The organism is Parabacteroides sp. AT13 (genome assembly GCF_002272965.1).
GTDB lineage: Bacteria > Bacteroidota > Bacteroidia > Bacteroidales > Tannerellaceae > Parabacteroides > Parabacteroides distasonis.
In genome coordinates this window covers 1,419,986-1,435,815 of sequence record NZ_NQMH01000002.1, presented here as the reverse complement: position 1 = coordinate 1,435,815, position 15,830 = coordinate 1,419,986, and the positions used below count along the sequence as shown (strand labels likewise).

At 45.5% G+C, this 15,830-nt stretch carries 13 protein-coding genes and 3 tRNA genes; 14 read left to right on the top strand and 2 right to left on the bottom strand.

Annotation, left to right across the window (positions count from 1 at the left end):
- The first annotated feature begins 96 nt into the window (after positions 1-96).
- Positions 97-1,734: an ABC-F family ATP-binding cassette domain-containing protein gene (locus tag CI959_RS20275; protein ID WP_009274918.1), complete on the top strand. Its 1,638-nt coding sequence runs from the start codon at positions 97-99 to the stop codon at positions 1,732-1,734.
- Here CI959_RS20275 and CI959_RS20270 read toward each other — a convergent pair.
- Positions 1,731-3,212 carry a DUF3943 domain-containing protein gene (locus CI959_RS20270; protein ID WP_005858165.1) on the bottom strand — a complete coding sequence of 494 codons (1,482 nt, stop codon included), beginning with the start codon at positions 3,210-3,212 and terminating at the stop codon, positions 1,731-1,733. The genes CI959_RS20275 and CI959_RS20270 overlap by 4 nt on opposite strands.
- A 172-nt stretch (positions 3,213-3,384) precedes the next feature.
- Between CI959_RS20270 and CI959_RS20265 the strand changes: the two genes are divergently transcribed.
- From CI959_RS20265 to CI959_RS20235, 7 genes are all read left to right on the top strand, one after another.
- Positions 3,385-3,996 carry a trimeric intracellular cation channel family protein gene (locus CI959_RS20265; protein ID WP_005858164.1) on the top strand — a complete coding sequence of 204 codons (612 nt, stop codon included), beginning with the start codon at positions 3,385-3,387 and terminating at the stop codon, positions 3,994-3,996.
- 22 nt (positions 3,997-4,018) lie between these two features.
- Complete coding sequence (locus CI959_RS20260; protein WP_005858163.1) at positions 4,019-5,083, top strand: asparaginase; 1,065 nt, start codon at positions 4,019-4,021, stop codon at positions 5,081-5,083.
- 49 nt (positions 5,084-5,132) lie between these two features.
- Entirely contained in the window at positions 5,133-5,936 is an 804-nt protein-coding gene (locus CI959_RS20255) for an MBL fold metallo-hydrolase (RefSeq protein WP_005858162.1), read from the top strand.
- Between the two features lie 116 nt (positions 5,937-6,052).
- Positions 6,053-6,125: transfer RNA gene (locus CI959_RS20250), tRNA-Lys, on the top strand.
- Positions 6,126-6,144: 19 nt separating this feature from the next.
- Positions 6,145-6,217: transfer RNA gene (locus CI959_RS20245), tRNA-Lys, on the top strand.
- A gap of 15 nt (positions 6,218-6,232) precedes the next feature.
- Positions 6,233-6,317: transfer RNA gene (locus tag CI959_RS20240), tRNA-Ser, on the top strand.
- Between the two features lie 114 nt (positions 6,318-6,431).
- Complete coding sequence (locus CI959_RS20235; protein ID WP_036610515.1) at positions 6,432-7,427, top strand: nitroreductase; 996 nt, start codon at positions 6,432-6,434, stop codon at positions 7,425-7,427.
- 3 nt (positions 7,428-7,430) lie between these two features.
- Here the strand turns inward: CI959_RS20235 and CI959_RS20230 are convergent, their stop codons facing one another.
- Positions 7,431-9,497: a cation:proton antiporter gene (locus CI959_RS20230; protein ID WP_005858160.1), complete on the bottom strand. Its 2,067-nt coding sequence runs from the start codon at positions 9,495-9,497 to the stop codon at positions 7,431-7,433.
- A gap of 287 nt (positions 9,498-9,784) precedes the next feature.
- Between CI959_RS20230 and CI959_RS20225 the strand changes: the two genes are divergently transcribed.
- The 6 genes from CI959_RS20225 to CI959_RS20205 all read left to right on the top strand — a co-directional run bounded on the left by CI959_RS20225 (position 9,785) and on the right by CI959_RS20205 (position 15,811).
- A complete protein-coding gene (locus tag CI959_RS20225) occupies positions 9,785-11,074 on the top strand; it encodes a hypothetical protein (protein ID WP_005866279.1) in 1,290 nt (429 codons plus the stop codon).
- Positions 11,075-11,104: 30 nt separating this feature from the next.
- Positions 11,105-12,715, top strand: coding sequence for an OmpP1/FadL family transporter (locus CI959_RS20220; protein ID WP_095231524.1), 1,611 nt, complete (start codon positions 11,105-11,107; stop codon positions 12,713-12,715).
- Positions 12,716-12,920: 205 nt separating this feature from the next.
- The gene (locus CI959_RS20215; RefSeq protein ID WP_005858157.1) at positions 12,921-13,514 is read left to right on the top strand and encodes an RNA polymerase sigma factor; all 594 of its coding nucleotides are present in this window, start codon (positions 12,921-12,923) and stop codon (positions 13,512-13,514) included.
- A 75-nt stretch (positions 13,515-13,589) separates the two neighbouring features.
- Positions 13,590-13,763, top strand: coding sequence for a hypothetical protein (locus CI959_RS21650; RefSeq protein WP_005858156.1), 174 nt, complete (start codon positions 13,590-13,592; stop codon positions 13,761-13,763).
- Between the two features lie 78 nt (positions 13,764-13,841).
- Positions 13,842-14,492, top strand: coding sequence for a ribulose-phosphate 3-epimerase (gene rpe / locus CI959_RS20210; protein WP_008779587.1), 651 nt, complete (start codon positions 13,842-13,844; stop codon positions 14,490-14,492).
- 32 nt (positions 14,493-14,524) lie between these two features.
- Positions 14,525-15,811, top strand: coding sequence for a ComEC/Rec2 family competence protein (locus tag CI959_RS20205; RefSeq protein WP_005858154.1), 1,287 nt, complete (start codon positions 14,525-14,527; stop codon positions 15,809-15,811).
- Positions 15,812-15,830 lie beyond the last annotated feature (19 nt).

The window sequence follows — 15,830 nt, the reverse complement described above, 5'->3', positions numbered from 1 at the left end:
CCGGAAAGATCGTATGAAATCTCTTGTACATCCCTAATGAAAGGGATTTTTCTTATCTTCGCGGCTTCATTTATATTAATGTATTAAAATAAACATATGATTTCAGTTGACGGACTAACAGTAGAGTTTGGTGGAAGCGCCCTTTTCTCGGATGTTTCTTTCGTGATTAACGAGAAAGATCGTATCGCCTTGATGGGTAAGAATGGTGCCGGTAAATCTACCTTGTTGAAGATATTGGCCGGCGTGCGGGAGCCAAGCCGTGGAAAAGTGTCCGCCCCTAAAGATACCGTGATCGCTTATTTGCCGCAGCATTTGATGACGGAGGATGGCCGTACCGTTTTCGAGGAGACGGCGCAGGCTTTCGCCCATCTGCACGAGATGGAGGCGGAGATCGCCGAATTGAATAAGCAACTGGAGACTCGTACGGACTATGAGTCGGATAGTTATATGGAGCTGATCGAGCGGGTCTCTACCTTGAGCGAGAAATTCTATTCCATAGAGGAGATCAATTACGACGCCGATATAGAGAAAACCTTGTTGGGGCTTGGTTTCAAACGGGAGGATTTCGACCGGCAAACCAGTGAATTCAGCGGTGGCTGGCGTATGCGTATCGAGCTGGCGAAACTACTGTTGAAGAAACCGGATGTCCTTTTGCTGGACGAGCCGACGAATCACTTGGATATCGAGTCTATCCAGTGGTTGGAGGATTTCTTGATCGATAACGGTCAGGCCGTGGTGGTAATCAGTCACGACCGTGCGTTCGTGGATCATATCACGACTCGTACGATCGAGGTGACGATGGGCCGGATTTACGATTATAAGGTAAATTATAGCCAATACTTGCAACTGCGGAAGGAACGTCGTGAGCAACAACAGAAGGCTTATGACGAGCAACAGAAGATGATCGCCGAGACGAGAGAGTTCATCGAGCGTTTCAAGGGCACGTACTCCAAGACCTTGCAGGTGCAGAGCCGTGTGAAGATGCTGGAGAAACTGGAGATCTTGGAGGTGGATGAGGAAGATACCTCGGCTTTGCGCTTGAAGTTCCCGCCTTCGCCCCGTTCGGGCTCTTATCCGGTGACGATCGAGAATGTCTCGAAAGCGTATGGCGATCATACGGTTTTCCGAAACGCTAATCTGATGATCGAGCGAGGGGATAAGATCGCTTTCGTCGGGAAGAATGGCGAGGGTAAGTCTACCTTGGTGAAGTGTATCATGAAAGAGATCGAGCATGAGGGGACGTTGACGCTGGGGCATAACGTGATGATCGGTTATTTCGCCCAGAACCAAGCCTCCCTGCTGGATGAGAACCTTACGGTTTTCCAGACGATAGACGATGTGGCGCAAGGCGATATCCGTAATAAGATCAAGGATCTGCTGGGTGCGTTCATGTTTGGCGGCGAGAACTCGGCGAAGAAGGTGAAGGTGCTTTCCGGTGGCGAGCGCACACGTCTGGCTATGATTAAGCTATTGTTGGAGCCTGTGAACTTGCTGATTCTGGATGAGCCGACAAACCATCTGGATATGAAGACGAAGGATATCTTGAAGCAGGCGTTGCTTGACTTTGACGGGACGTTGATCGTCGTATCCCACGACCGTGATTTCTTGGATGGGCTGGTCTCTAAGGTCTATGAGTTCGGAAACCAAAAAGTGACGGAGCATTTGGAAGGCATCTATGAGTTTATGCAGCGCAAGAAGATGGAGAATCTGCGTGAGCTTGAGCGGAAGAATTAAATCCTCCACCCAAGCGTCAGCATAATATCATACGTGGAGCTATCTATATCTTTATGATACTTATAATGGGTACGGCGGGAGAAATAACGATTTCGCAACGCAATATTCCATTTATGCTTGGACATATAGGCTAAGGTGGTGGAAAATACCGTTAAACGTGCGTTGCCGGCATCGCCTTGTACGTTTAACTTTGTAGGGTCCACCGCATTCCAGTCTATATCCGGCTCGTATCCTTTCCATGTGAAGATATGGTAGTTCTCCAAATCGATCAAGAACGCCCAGCGTTTATCGTAGGCCAATCCGGTAAACGCTTTCACGCTATAACCGCTTCCCAGATTATAATCTCTCTCTTCCAGCCGGAGGTAATCGGAGATGCTTGCGCCCAAGGCGACTCCTGTTCCGTATAATTCGGCGTAAACATCTACCTTATTGTCCGGCGTGCCTCTTTTGTAATAGATCAATCCACCACCGACCGCCGCCGCTTCCGATATGCGGTAGGGAGCTACCGTTTGGGAACTATTGGATTTTAACTCGGAATCATAGTAGTCGAAATGCTGAAAGATTCCAGCGGCCAGACTACGAGGGCCTTTACTCCAGACCTGTTTCCCCCAGATAGCCCCAACGGCATTGACTTGGCTGATGAGCGGCTGGCTCGAAAAGAAATCGAACCCGGCCTTCAACTGAAACCATTCATAGGGCGAATAGAAGTCATCATTGAAAGGATCTCCATAATCCAACCTGAAGGATACGTGCATGCTCGTAGTGCCATGCTTGGAGCCTTCCTGCTCGGCAAGGAAGCGAGGACCAACACCCACGATGAAGTTTACGGGAACCGAGGTGTAGACACGCCCCTTGGAGCTGCTGTGTCTCCAAGCTTCTCCCGTGATGATACGATTGATCGCCCGCATCGGAGATATCAAACCGGATAAGATCTCCCGTCCCACACGTTCCGCCCCGTGGGAGCGGTTGTCGATGAATAAGTCGGAGAGCCGGTAGGTAATCTCACCTAATTCTATACCGCCGAAAGAGGTGGCAAGCATGTCATTGATGGAGGGCGGTTCCGTTTCCATAAAGAATTCCCACATTAGGCTGCCTCCCGCCGCGAATGGAATGGATTGCCAGAAATTCAGTCCATTGCTACGGGCCGCGTTGAAATATAACGATCCGTGATAGGGATGGGCCACCAGATTGGTAGAGAACTTATCCGTGTCCCAAACAGGCCCCGTCTTGAAGTTTTGCTTAATCGTATGTCCGTTTATCTTCGCGAAATCCTCGTTCATTAAGAAACGGTCGAAAGTCCAGACGGCCATGTTCATTCCGAATACCTCGCTTGCTGCCAACCAAGGGCGGCGTGGAATGAAAAGGGCCGTGTCGCTCACGTAATTGCGGGCATCCATCTGAGGGAAGTGTTGCCCCCACATCCATTGGCTGGATAGCAGACAGATCAACCCTATCAACATGCATTTTTTCATCCTCATCTAACTCAATTCTCTTTTGTGAATAAAAATCAATAGGTTACGGTTATAACCACTCCGCAAACTTATATATAATAAACATTAAGGGATTCGTTTGGTTTAAATTATTGTTAGGTATTCTTTCTATAAATGCTGTTATTTGCGAACTATTCCGTATTTTTGCGAAAAAAACAAAATGATAGATTTTATCACCTTTTGTGACTATACAGGGACCTTTGCGTTTGCCATAAGTGGCATAAGATTGGCTTCTGCGAAACAATTTGATTGGTTTGGCGCCTATGTGGTGGGTGTCGTGACCGCTGTAGGAGGAGGTACGATTCGTGATATTTTATTGAATGCGGTGCCTTTTTGGATGGAACAAGCCTCTTATTTGATTGTCTCGGCCTTGGCTTTGTTGTTCGTTATCGCTTTCCGAAAATACGTGATCCGTTTGAACAATACATTTTTTATATTCGATGCTATCGGATTGGGGTTGTTTGTGGTGGTAGGTATCGCCAAGACCTTGGATTTCGGGTTTCCCATGTGGGTGGCGATCGTGATGGGAACTATAACCGGCTCGTTTGGCGGTATGATGAGGGATATATTGATTAATGAGGAGCCTTTGATATTCCGGAAAGATATTTATGCGTTGGCTTGTGTCTTTGGCGGTTTGATATATTATATATGTATGCAAACTTCTATGTCGGCGGCGATGATACAGTTCGTATCGGCGTTGAGCGTGTTCCTCGCACGTATAATCGCCGTAAAATATCATATAAGTGTTCCGGTGTTGAAAGGAGAAGAATAATTTATTAACTTTGCATAATTATATGGACATGCATACTCAACAAGAAAAGGCTTCCATCCTGTTGATATATACGGGTGGGACGATAGGTATGATCGAGAATCCGGAGACTGGAGTGTTAGAGTCGTTTAATTTCCAGCATTTGAAGGACAATATGCCGGAGTTGAAGAAACTGGGGTATTCGGTGGCCACGATACAGTTCGATCCTCCGATGGACTCCTCGGAGATGGGGCCGGACTCGTGGATGAAGATCGTGAAAATCATCGCCGATAATTATCAGAAATACGACGGCTTTGTGGTACTGCATGGCACGGATACAATGTCGTATACGGCATCGGCATTGAGTTTTATGCTCGAGAACCTGAGTAAGCCGGTGATCCTTACGGGATCGCAATTACCGATCGGGATGTTGCGTACCGATGGGAAGGAGAACTTGATTACGGCGATCGAGATAGCGGCCGCCAAGGAGAACGGCTTACCGTTGGTCCCGGAGGTCTGTATCTTTTTTGAGAATGATTTATTGAGGGGGAATCGTACGAGTAAGATAAACGCAGATAATTTTAACGCGTTCCGTTCGTACAATTACCCGGCTTTGGCTCATGCGGGTATCTATATTAAGTATGATCTGCCGCAGGTATATCATCCGGTATCGCGTAAGCCGCTGAAGCCGCATTATTTGTTGGACCGAAATATCGCTATACTAAAACTATTCCCCGGAATTTCTCCGCAAGTAGTGGAAAGTATCCTGAATATCCCGGGTCTGAAAGGCGTGGTGATGGAAACATTCGGAAGCGGAAACGCTCCGTGCGAGGAATGGTTCTTGAATATGTTGAAGGAGGCTGTAGACCGTGGTATCGTCATCGTGAATGTTACTCAGTGTAGGGCCGGAAGTGTGGAGATGCACCGTTATGAGACGGGGCACAAATTGTTGGAGGCAGGCGTGACGAGCGGCTTCGATAGTACGACGGAGAGCGCCGTGACGAAGCTAATGTTCCTCTTCGGCCATGGGCTGACACCCGACGAGGTGAAGGAGCATATGAACTGCTCGTTGATCGGGGAGGTATCGATCCCTGAGACGTTCCGCCCCTAGTGTATACTATGTAAAACAGAAAAAAAGCAGTGTTGCGGAATAGGAGAGTATGAAACTATCATTTCTGAGTTTAGCGAGTGGGAGCAGTGGGAACTGCTATTATTTGGGGACTTCGGAATTCGGTATGCTGATTGACGCAGGTATCGGAATCCGGACCATAAAGAAAGTATTGAAGGACCGGTCGATCGATTTTACCAAGATCGTGGCCGTGTTGATTACCCACGATCATGCGGATCATATCAAGACGGTCGGGTATTTGGGCGAGAAGCTTTGCATTCCTGTCTATGCGACAGCCGACGTGCACCGGGGGATTGATAAGAGCCGGTATGTGGAGGAGACCTTATGTGTCTCCCGCAAGGTTATAGAAAAAGAAGTTCCATTCCTTATCCGTGATTTCCGTATCACGGCTTTCGAGGTGCCTCACGATAGTACTGATAATGTGGGGTACCATATCGAGTATGGTAATCATAAATTCACTTTCGCTACCGACGTAGGCCATATCACGGACACGGTGGGGAAATATATCTGCATGGCGAACCATTTAATATTGGAAGCGAACTATGACGAGGAGATGCTTCGTTTCGGTACATATCCCGCTTTCTTGAAAGAGCGGGTGGCGAGCCCCACCGGGCATTTGAGTAACAGGGAGGCCGCAGAGTTCTTGGCGACCCATTATAATACCGGTTTGAAGAATATCTGGCTTTGCCATCTCAGCCGGGACAATAACCATCCCGAACTGGCCTATAAGACAGTGGATATACGTCTTTTCCAAGAGGGCATAAGGGTAGGGAAAGATGTCTCATTGGTTGCGTTGAAGCGGACTACACCCTCGGATATTTACGAGTTTGATTAAAATTTTATGAAAAAAAGTAGTCGAAAAGTTTGCGGGGAAAAATAAAACCTCTATCTTTGCACCCGCAATCGAGAAACAAACGGTGGTTTGAAAAAGTAACGATAGCAAAATGGAATGACTTGGTAGCTCAGTTGGTAGAGCAAATGACTCTTAATCATTGGGTCGAGGGTTCGAGCCCCTCCCAGGTCACTCAAACAAATAACATGTTGACTTGGTAGCTCAGCTGGTAGAGCAAATGACTCTTAATCATTGGGTCGAGGGTTCGAGCCCCTCCCAGGTCACACGATTTACTTATTGGAAAGATGGCAGAGTGGTCGATTGCGGCGGTCTTGAAAACCGTTGAACTGAGAGGTTCCCGGGGTTCGAATCCCTGTCTTTCCGCAGAGAGTCCTGTAAGGCGAAAGCTTTACGGGATTTTTTGTTTTTGAGGCGTTTGTCCGGGCACGAACGGAAAGAGGTAGTGGGCATCGCTAGAATGAGAAAGTGTATAATAATATGGAAACAGGATCATTGCGGATAAGTGATATACGGCCGGATTTTATCTATATGATGGAACAAGCCGTGAAAGCCCCATCGGGGCATAATACCCAACCTTGGTTGTTTCGTGTGCAAAAGGATAGGATACAGATTCTTCCGGATATGAGTAAGTCCCTTCCGTCCGTAGATCCGGATAACCGTGAGTTATTTATTAGCTTAGGATGTGCCACCGAGAATCTTTGCATTGCGGCTGAGGCAAAAGGATATGCTCCGCTACCGGTTTTTTCAGGATCGGGGGAGATCACCGTACTCTTGTCGGAGGCATCGATGATTAAGGAGACGAGTGGGCTTATCGAGGAAATTTCGGTCAGACAGACGAATCGAGGCATATATTCCGGGGAAATGATTCCATCGGATCAATTGAGCTATTTGAGGAATACGCCTTTGGAGGAAAATATCAGTCTGCATTTGTGGTCGAAAGGAGAGTGGGAGTTCGATACGCTTTCTTCTTATATATTTGCGGGGAATAACCGGCAAATGAACGATCATCTGTTTAAACGAGAGCTGAAATCATGGATGCGTTTTAATAAGAATCATGTACGAGCTACATCGGACGGCCTGAGTTATGCGGTGTTCGGGGCGCCGAATCTTCCCCGTCTTATCTCAGAGACAATCATGGGAAGTGTCTTGAAAGCCGGCATACAAAATAGGGGAGACAAGAAGAAGCTGGACTCTTCTTCTCATTTAGCCTTGTTTGCCTTACGGACAAATACGCTACCGGAATGGTTTGCGCTAGGCCGGAGTTTGCAACGTTTTCTTTTGAGAGCTACGGAAAAGAATATCGCTTTCGCCTTTTTGAACCAGCCTTGTGAGGTGCGTGATCTTTCCGGTTTGCTGGCGAAAGACTTGTCTTTCACCAACGAGATTCCTGCCTTGATCCTCCGTCTGGGATACGCTAAGCGGAAAATGCCGTACTCACCTCGAAAGTCTTGGCGTGAGAGGCTGGTTCCGTAATGGTTAAGTCAGATAGCGAGTGCCCTCGTTCATGCCAGCTTGCACGGGATATGCCAAGACGAAACTGTTTGCCTGAAAGTATTTGTTGAGGTACTTGGGGATACGGGCCATGGCGGGAGCGTAGGAAAGTCCTTCCTTGCGGCTAAGGATAATCCACATCGTGTCGTCCGGTTTTATATCCCGGAAAACGATCAGGAAGTCATCCCAGTCGTTGAATTCGATATAACTGGCTTCTCCGCTTTTCTTGGCTAATAATTTCTTTAAGGCATTCAAGGTCGCTTCCGAACCGTAAAAGACTGTCGCTGCACCTGTGTTCTGGGTCACGTTTCGTAGCCGGAAGATGATTTGGTTGAAACCGATTTCTTTTTCGGCCAATTCCGGGATGATGATCAGATGCCGTCTAACAGTAGAGATGGGTTGTGCGGGCTTGTATATGAATGTACTTACACTACTTTCCGCCAATACGCTTTCCACGATATGGCCAAGGAAGGCCGCCGGTATATCTTTTTCCTTGTGCAATCCCACTACCAGATCTGTGATCTCCCGCTCTTTTACCACGCTGGCGATAGCATTCGATACGCTTAAGTCATATCTTAATAAATCCTTCATCCGGGTATCCGTGGCGGCAGCCGTATTGACTGCGGTCTGTAGAACCCTGCGGGATTGTTTTAACGCTTTCTCGTCTGAATGATGGTTATCTATCACTTTTAGGGCAAACAAGCCGTTCTTGTTTTGGGGAGATTTGATTGCCAAGCTGAGGTTGACCAGCTCTTCCACGGTCTCTTCATTGCTGACTGGTATCAAGATATGCTCTGACTCTTTTTTGTTTTCCTCCTTATCGGATATATCTTGGGCCGCTATGTTATGAGCGCCTTTTTGGGCGGCGAAAGAGGCGATGGTGCAAGTGACAAGTATCATCAGGATCGTACCGTTCAACACGCTCTCATTTAATAACCGGATTGGTTCCCCATTAGCGTCTGTTCCGGTGATTACGTTATATCCGACCATCACGGCGGCCAATGTAGCGGCGGCTTGCGCGTTACTTAGGCCGAAAATAACGCTTCGCTGATCCGTGGACAGATGGAAAGTCTTTTGGGTCATCCAAGCGGCTATGTATTTGGCGGCCGTAGCTACGATAATCATGATAAGCCCTACTTTAATGGTCTCGAAACTGGTAAAGAACGTACGATAATCTATTAACATACCTACGCCCAACAAGAAGAATGGGATGAATATGGCATTTCCTACGAACTCGACACGATTCATCAAGGGTGAGCTTTGCGGGATAAGGCGATTTAAGGCTAGTCCGGATAAGAACGCCCCGATGATCGCCTCCATACCCGCTACCTGAGCTAGGAAAGATCCCAGAAATACCATCACCAGCACGAATATATACTGTGATATATTATCGTGTACATGCTTAAAGAACCAACGCCCAATGAAAGGGAAACCGAATAATACGATTAATGCGAATATCAAGATGGAAACCCCCAGACGAATCCAAAACATATCGTTGACCTGTCCGGTGGCCATGCCGACAATGATCGTTAGGACGAGCAATGCCAAGGTATCAGTGATCATCGTTCCTCCTACGGTGATACTGACAGCTTTGTTTTTGCTGATACCCAGTTTACTGATAATCGGATAGGCGATCAATGTATGGGAGGCGAACATACTGGCGAGTAAAACGGAGGTCAATACGTTGAATCGCAGGACCCATATCCCGACAACCGTTCCTAGGATCATCGGAATGAGGAATGTGTACATGCCGAAAGCTAGGCTTTTCGTACTATTTCTCTTAAAATCCGCCATATCGATTTCCAATCCGGCGAGAAACATGATATAAAGCAATCCCGCCGTCCCGGACAAGATAATGCTGCTATCCCGTAATACGAGATTAAAGCCATGCGGTCCGATAATTGCGCCGGCAATGATCAGTCCAAGCAGGTGAGGGATTCTCAGCTTGTTTAATAAAAGGGGAGCGGCTAGGATAATTAAAAGAATCAAGAGAAATTTTAATACCGGGTCCGCTAAGGGCAATGTGAAATCTATTGTCGAGGCTAATACCATATGCGTAATTTTTTCGTTATAATTTGAAACAAAAATAATAAGAATTTGCGGAGATTGCAGCGTTTACGCCAACTTTGCATCTTCTTTTATAGATAACAATAAATGTGTGAGTTTTATAAGTTAAAGTATATGTAAATCTTGGGACATTAGCGTGAACCGATTATATTTGTACATACATTGCATTGAGTTTATTGTTATAAAACTAAAAAGCGTTTAAACCCTTTGCATAAAAGGGTGTCAAACATGAAAAGAGAAAAATATTTATTTAATGTAGAGGAGAAACAAATATGAAACCCATGAAATTAACATCTTTAGTGATGATGCTTCTGATCGCGTTTAGTGCCGCGGCTCAGGAGGAGTTCTTTGATGATGTGTATTTCTCTTCCAAAAACAAGAAAAAGAAAGAACAGGTTGAAGAGAAAAAGGTTGTTCAGCCGAAACAGGAGTCTAGGACCCTGGTCGCTACAGCCAAGAGCCAAGCTTCTTCAGACAGCCGGGATGTAGATGAATATAACCGTCGTTATACATCAGTCGAGGTGGAGGAGCCTTATCGTGAGGATGATTCCGTTATCTATGAGGATAGCGATGAGAATGAGTCTTCTTCCGAGCGTCGTTCGGATACTGAATATACGGAACGTATCATTCGTTATCATTCGCCGAGTAAGATTACGATCGCCGGAGCGGATCAAGTCGATTTGTATCTGAGTGACGGATATTATGGTTACGGCTATGATACGGATTATTCGAACGGTAGCGCGAACGTGAATTTTAATATCAATGTCGGCAACGGTTGGGGTTCGCCTTGGTATACCGGTTGGTACGATCCTTGGTTCTATAGTTATAGCCCTTGGTGGACTTATTCATCTCGCTTCTACGGCCCGTCTTGGGGATTCGGTTGGGGCTGGGGAGGCTTTTATGCCGGCTATTATAGTCCGTGGTACGATCCATGGTATGGCCCGTCTTGGGGCTGGGGTGGAGGCTATTGGGGTGGCCATTGGGGGCATCACCATCATTACTATCCCGGTTACTACTCGACTCCAAGTAGACATTATTCAAACGGACGTTCCTCTTATCGAGATAATCGCTCTTATGCGAGTGGCAGAGGTTCCGGTTATACAGGTGGGCGGAGCAGTGGCTCTTCTTCCTTGAGAAATTCCGGATCGACTACAAGACCTTCGTCTTCAAGTTCCTTGAGCAATGGACGTGCGGGATCTACCCGTAGGGAATCTGCTATTTCCTCTGGTGCGGGACGTCGTTCCTCTTCTTCTGTTAGAAATTCGGCAACGACAAGAAGTAGCTCGGGCATAAGTAATAGCTCGGCGAGAACAAGGATTTCCAGAAGTAGTTCTGGAGCCGCATCTTCTTCCGGACGTCAATATTCAGCTCCGGTAACACGTTCTTCTTCCAGAAGCAGTAGCGATTTCTCAAATAGTCGCTCTTCTTCCAGTCAATTTAGAAGTTCCTCTCCTTCTCGTAGTAGTTCGGTAGGTTCTTCTTCCGGTAGCTTCGGTGGAGGTCGTTCTAGTGGAGGCTCTGTTGGTGGCGGAGGTGGCCGTGCCGGTGGTGGTCGCAGGTAAAAGTGTTAGGTTGATAAAATTAGAGATACGATGAAAAGGATAGGAATTATAATGTCGGTGCTTGGCCTGTGTGGCGGCACCGCTTTTTCGCAGTCACAGTTGGATGCCTTTAAGTATTCCCAGACGGAGTTGAATGGTACGGCTCGTTATTTAGGAATGGGTGGTGCTTTTGGTGCGTTAGGTGGTGATATTTCCGCTATGAATACGAACCCGGCAGGCTTGGCGATTTATAAAAGCTCGGAGGTGGTTACGACATTGAGTTTGTCTTCGGCCTCCGCGAAGACCGATTGGCTTGGTTCGAAGGTGGACAACAGCCGTACGAAGGTGAGTTTCGATAATATCGCTTACGTAGGATATTTCCCGACAGCGAATGATGAGGGTATCGTGAGCTGGAACGTTGGTTTCTCTTATAATCGCTTGAAGAATTATAACCGGAACTATACGATGGCTACAGGAGGTGATTTGAATACTTCTCTTTCTGATTATGTGGCCATGCGTGCGGCAGGAATGCCTAGCGGACTGTTGGGGGAGGGTAAAGACTATAACCCTTATAATAACCAAGACTTAGGTGATTGGCTATCTATTCTAGGATACAATGCCGGTTATATGGATTCATATAACGATAATGATAAAGAGTATTATAGTGCGTTCGGGGATAAAGATGCGGATGGGCAATGGAGTCCGTATTTATTGCAAGGAGGTCAATTAAAAGTTTCAGAGCGAGGTTCCGTGGATCAATATGACTTGGCTTTCGGTATAAATATATCGGAACTTGTGATGCTTGGCGCTACGGTTGCGATTACGGATCTGAACTATAGATATCAGTCATCGTATGATGAGGAATTTACGAACGGCAATAATTTATACTTAGATAATTACTTGGATACGGATGGTACCGGGTATTCATTTAATGTGGGTGCCATTGTTCGTCCCGCCGATTTTCTTCGCTTGGGTGTGGCTTATAATTCTCCTACATGGTATAAGATGACAGATCGCTATTATGGTGAGGCCGGTTCTTATCTGACCTTTATGGATAAAGGGGAGATGAAGGAGCGTAAACTGGATGCGACTACTCCTAATAATGCTTATTATGACTATGAATTCCGTTCTCCGGATAAATGGATCTTTAGTGCCGCCGCAATCTTGGGTACGACCGCTTTGATAAGCATTGATTACGAGTTGATGAATTATAAGAATATGCGTATGTATCAAACGGATGGTAGCAGTAACGTGTATACTAACCAAGATATAACGGATAATTTCAAATCAATGAATACGATCCGTGTAGGTGCGGAGGTAAAGGTTACTCCTCAATTTGCCGTAAGAGCAGGTGTCGCCTACAGCGATAGTCCGATCAAGGATAAACTGAAGAATGGAGAGAAAGAGGTCTTTACGGTTGATACGATTCCTAATTATACGATCGATAAAGGGGTCATGAATTATACGGTAGGTATCGGTTATCGCTTCACCCCGAACTTCTATACGGACTTGGCTTGTGTATTCCGTACGCATAAGGAAGATGTTTATACGTTCTCTAATATGTTTGCGGGAGATGATCCGAAGCCATTCCTCGAAGCCCAACCCGCCACGATGAAAACAAACACGACTCGTGTAGCTTTGACATTGGGATACAAGTTCTAATATACATATATTTTAGATCAGTAAAGTCCCCTGTTCGTACGTTAAAGGTGCGGGCAGGGGACATTCTTTTTATAATTTGAAATAAAATGTTTGTTGGTTTAAAATATTTTTCGTTCTTTTGCTTCCATAAATAACATTGTATAACAGTTAAACCCCATCGCCTATAGCATAAACATTACTCGAATAAACTAAAAATGTGAAAGTAATGAAGACTTTAAAAATGATGACCGACGAGGAATTGGTTGTCCTTTATGCAGAAGGTAATAATGCCGCTTTCGATATTTTATTAAATCGATACAAAAGTAGCATTCATTCTTACATTTATTTCATAGTACGTAACAAAGAGCTTACGGAGGATATCTTTCAAGAGACCTTCGTGAAGGTTATCATGACTATAAAACAAGGTCGCTATACCGAGAACGGCAAGTTTAAGGCATGGATTACTCGTATTGCCCATAACTTGATTATCGATAATTTCCGTCAAGAACGTTGCGAAAACACGATCTCGAATGATGAGGTAGAAATCGACTTATTTAATAATATCAAGCTTTGCGATGGTACGATAGAGGATAATATCGTGCGCCATCAAGTATTGTCTGACGTGAAGAAATTGGTAAAGCATTTGCCGGATAACCAGCGTGAAGTGTTGGAGATGCGTTACTATCAAGACCTTAGTTTTAAGGAAATCGCCGATATCACGGGGGTTAGCATCAATACGGCCTTAGGGCGTATGCGTTACGCTATCTTGAATATGCGCCGTATGGCCGATGAGAACCGTATCGAGCTATCTATGGTGTAAAATAATTTTCTTTCCATGCAATAAGTCTTAGGTCCCTACGTTTTATTAGCAAACAAGATAAAAATAGAGGTGCCTATGAGGAAGCTTTCTACGCAATGCATGGATGATTTGGAGAAAAAAGTGAAAAGTGCCCCGGAGGCGAAAAGTTCGCCTCGGAAGCAAACGATGGATTTCTTGAAACAGTTTGCGAGGGCTTATCAAGCGGAACCGGCTGTACGTCCGGAGCTCTGCGGGTATGTGTTGAACTAAGAATTACGGAAAGAGAATCTATATTATTAGGTTCTCTTTCTTTTTTTGTGTACTTTTGTAAAAACAAAAGACAAGATTATGAAGCATTTGATAGCACCTTCCCTGCTTTCCGCTAATTTTCTGGATTTGCGGAAGGAGATGGAGATGATAAATAAAAGTGACGCCGATTGGTTGCATCTGGATATTATGGATGGGGTATTCGTGCCGAATATCTCGTTTGGTTTCCCGGTACTTAACGCATTAAAGCCTATATGCCAGAAGCCGATGGATGTGCACTTGATGATCGTGGAGCCCCAGAAGTTTATCCCCGAAGTGGCGGCTACGGGAGCCTATATGATGAACGTGCATTATGAGGCATGTTCCCATTTGCATCGGACGGTAGCGGCTATTAAGGAAACGGGCATGAAAGCGGGTGTCACCTTGAATCCGCATACGCCCATATGCTTATTGGAAGATATTATCCAAGATGTGGACATGGTTTTATTGATGTCCGTGAATCCGGGATTTGGTGGTCAACGTTTCATTGAGCATTCCGTAGATAAGGTGGCTCGTTTACGAGAAATGATAGACCGGAAGGGATTGAGTACTATGATCGAGGTAGATGGCGGGGTGAATTTAGAGACGGGGAAGCGCTTGGTTGACGCCGGTGCCAATGTGTTAGTCGCCGGTAACTTCGTATTCAAATCTCCAGATCCGATACAAACAATTAAAGACTTGAAAGCTTTGTAGAACACATTAATATATCACAAAACCTAACTATCATGATTGAGGAAATACAAAAGCGGCCTTTTGTACGGCCGCTTTTTTTATGGATAACCGGAATTTTATGCTATGCGTTTTTACCTGCCTCTTCGCTCCTATATGTTTTAGGGGTTTTATCTGCTTTGGTTTTTCTTTTTTTGGGGTTCTCGTGGGGGCAAGGGCATGCTGAGTTGCAATACGATTCCCGTTGGATATGGGGAGCTATAGTCTCCGTTTTGATTGTATGTTTGGCGGTTGAGGTCTGTTGGTATAGTGACCGGCGTATAGCGCTTGTAAATGAGCCTGCTTCTTCTTTAGATTTATTGGCTACCAAGGCTCAATATTCTTTGGTAAATACATTTGATCGTTTGCGTTTATCTGATGAGGAGAAATCTATTTTGGCTACATTGACATTGGGATATAAGAAAGCGATGAGTCGGGAAACGAAAAGGCGCTTCTCTTTGGCGGGCGTGTCTCATATATTAGCGGTGAGCGGTTTTCATGTTGCCGTGATTTGTGGATTCTTATCTTTCTTTTGCTCGTTTATGCCAAGATGGGGGATAGGACGTTGGGTTCGTTATATCATTCTGGTGGGAAGTCTTTGGGGGTTTGTCTTTATCACAGGATTAGCGCCCTCGGCGGTACGGGCAGCCTTGATGCTATCTTTATATTTAACAGGAAGGGCGCTTAGGCGTGTTACGGATGGATATAATACATTGGCCGCCGCCGCTTTCTGTATGCTGGCCTATAATCCGTATTATCTGTTTGATGTCGGTTTTCAGTTAAGCTATTTGGCTGTGTTTTTTATTTTATTCCTAGTGCCTCGTTTCAAGGAATGGATAGTGGTGAGAAATCCTTTGTTGGCCATGCCTTGGGAATGGATTACGGTGTCTATTGCTGCACAGATAGGTACTGCTTTGCTCTGTTTTTATTATTTTGGACAATTTTCGACAGTTTTCTTGTTTACGAATCTACCGGTCACTCTCTTGGCTATGTTTTTGATTCCTTTTGCCTTTTTGTGGTTAGGCTATCCGGTGGATTTCTATGGATATGACTGGATACAGAAGATCGTAGAAGGGCTGGTTCATGGCATGGTAAGGGTAGTGGACGTGTTTAGCGTTATGCCTTATGCGACGATTACGGGTCGTTTTAGCTTCTTTGAGATGCTAGGAGGTTATGGGTTTCTTGTTTTATGCTTGATATATATGAAGATACGGGAACCAAAAGTTTTGTTAGCCGCCTTAACCCTTTTGTTAATAATATCAGTAAAGATCCTTATTGAACTTTTTTTGATAGCCGGAAACTAAAAAAGTCGTACCTTTGGGG

What these genes read in the sequence shown, in the direction of transcription:
- CI959_RS20275 (WP_009274918.1), top strand. Translation starts at nt 97, where the DNA reads ATGATTTCAGTTGACGGACTAACAGTAGAGTTTGGTGGAAGCGCCCTT.
- CI959_RS20270 (WP_005858165.1), bottom strand. Translation starts at nt 3,212, where the DNA reads ATGAGGATGAAAAAATGCATGTTGATAGGGTTGATCTGTCTGCTATCC.
- CI959_RS20265 (WP_005858164.1), top strand. Translation starts at nt 3,385, where the DNA reads ATGATAGATTTTATCACCTTTTGTGACTATACAGGGACCTTTGCGTTT.
- CI959_RS20260 (WP_005858163.1), top strand. Translation starts at nt 4,019, where the DNA reads ATGGACATGCATACTCAACAAGAAAAGGCTTCCATCCTGTTGATATAT.
- CI959_RS20255 (WP_005858162.1), top strand. Translation starts at nt 5,133, where the DNA reads ATGAAACTATCATTTCTGAGTTTAGCGAGTGGGAGCAGTGGGAACTGC.
- CI959_RS20235 (WP_036610515.1), top strand. Translation starts at nt 6,432, where the DNA reads ATGGAAACAGGATCATTGCGGATAAGTGATATACGGCCGGATTTTATC.
- CI959_RS20230 (WP_005858160.1), bottom strand. Translation starts at nt 9,497, where the DNA reads ATGGTATTAGCCTCGACAATAGATTTCACATTGCCCTTAGCGGACCCG.
- CI959_RS20225 (WP_005866279.1), top strand. Translation starts at nt 9,785, where the DNA reads ATGAAACCCATGAAATTAACATCTTTAGTGATGATGCTTCTGATCGCG.
- CI959_RS20220 (WP_095231524.1), top strand. Translation starts at nt 11,105, where the DNA reads ATGAAAAGGATAGGAATTATAATGTCGGTGCTTGGCCTGTGTGGCGGC.
- CI959_RS20215 (WP_005858157.1), top strand. Translation starts at nt 12,921, where the DNA reads ATGAAGACTTTAAAAATGATGACCGACGAGGAATTGGTTGTCCTTTAT.
- CI959_RS21650 (WP_005858156.1), top strand. Translation starts at nt 13,590, where the DNA reads ATGAGGAAGCTTTCTACGCAATGCATGGATGATTTGGAGAAAAAAGTG.
- rpe (WP_008779587.1), top strand. Translation starts at nt 13,842, where the DNA reads ATGAAGCATTTGATAGCACCTTCCCTGCTTTCCGCTAATTTTCTGGAT.
- CI959_RS20205 (WP_005858154.1), top strand. Translation starts at nt 14,525, where the DNA reads ATGATTGAGGAAATACAAAAGCGGCCTTTTGTACGGCCGCTTTTTTTA.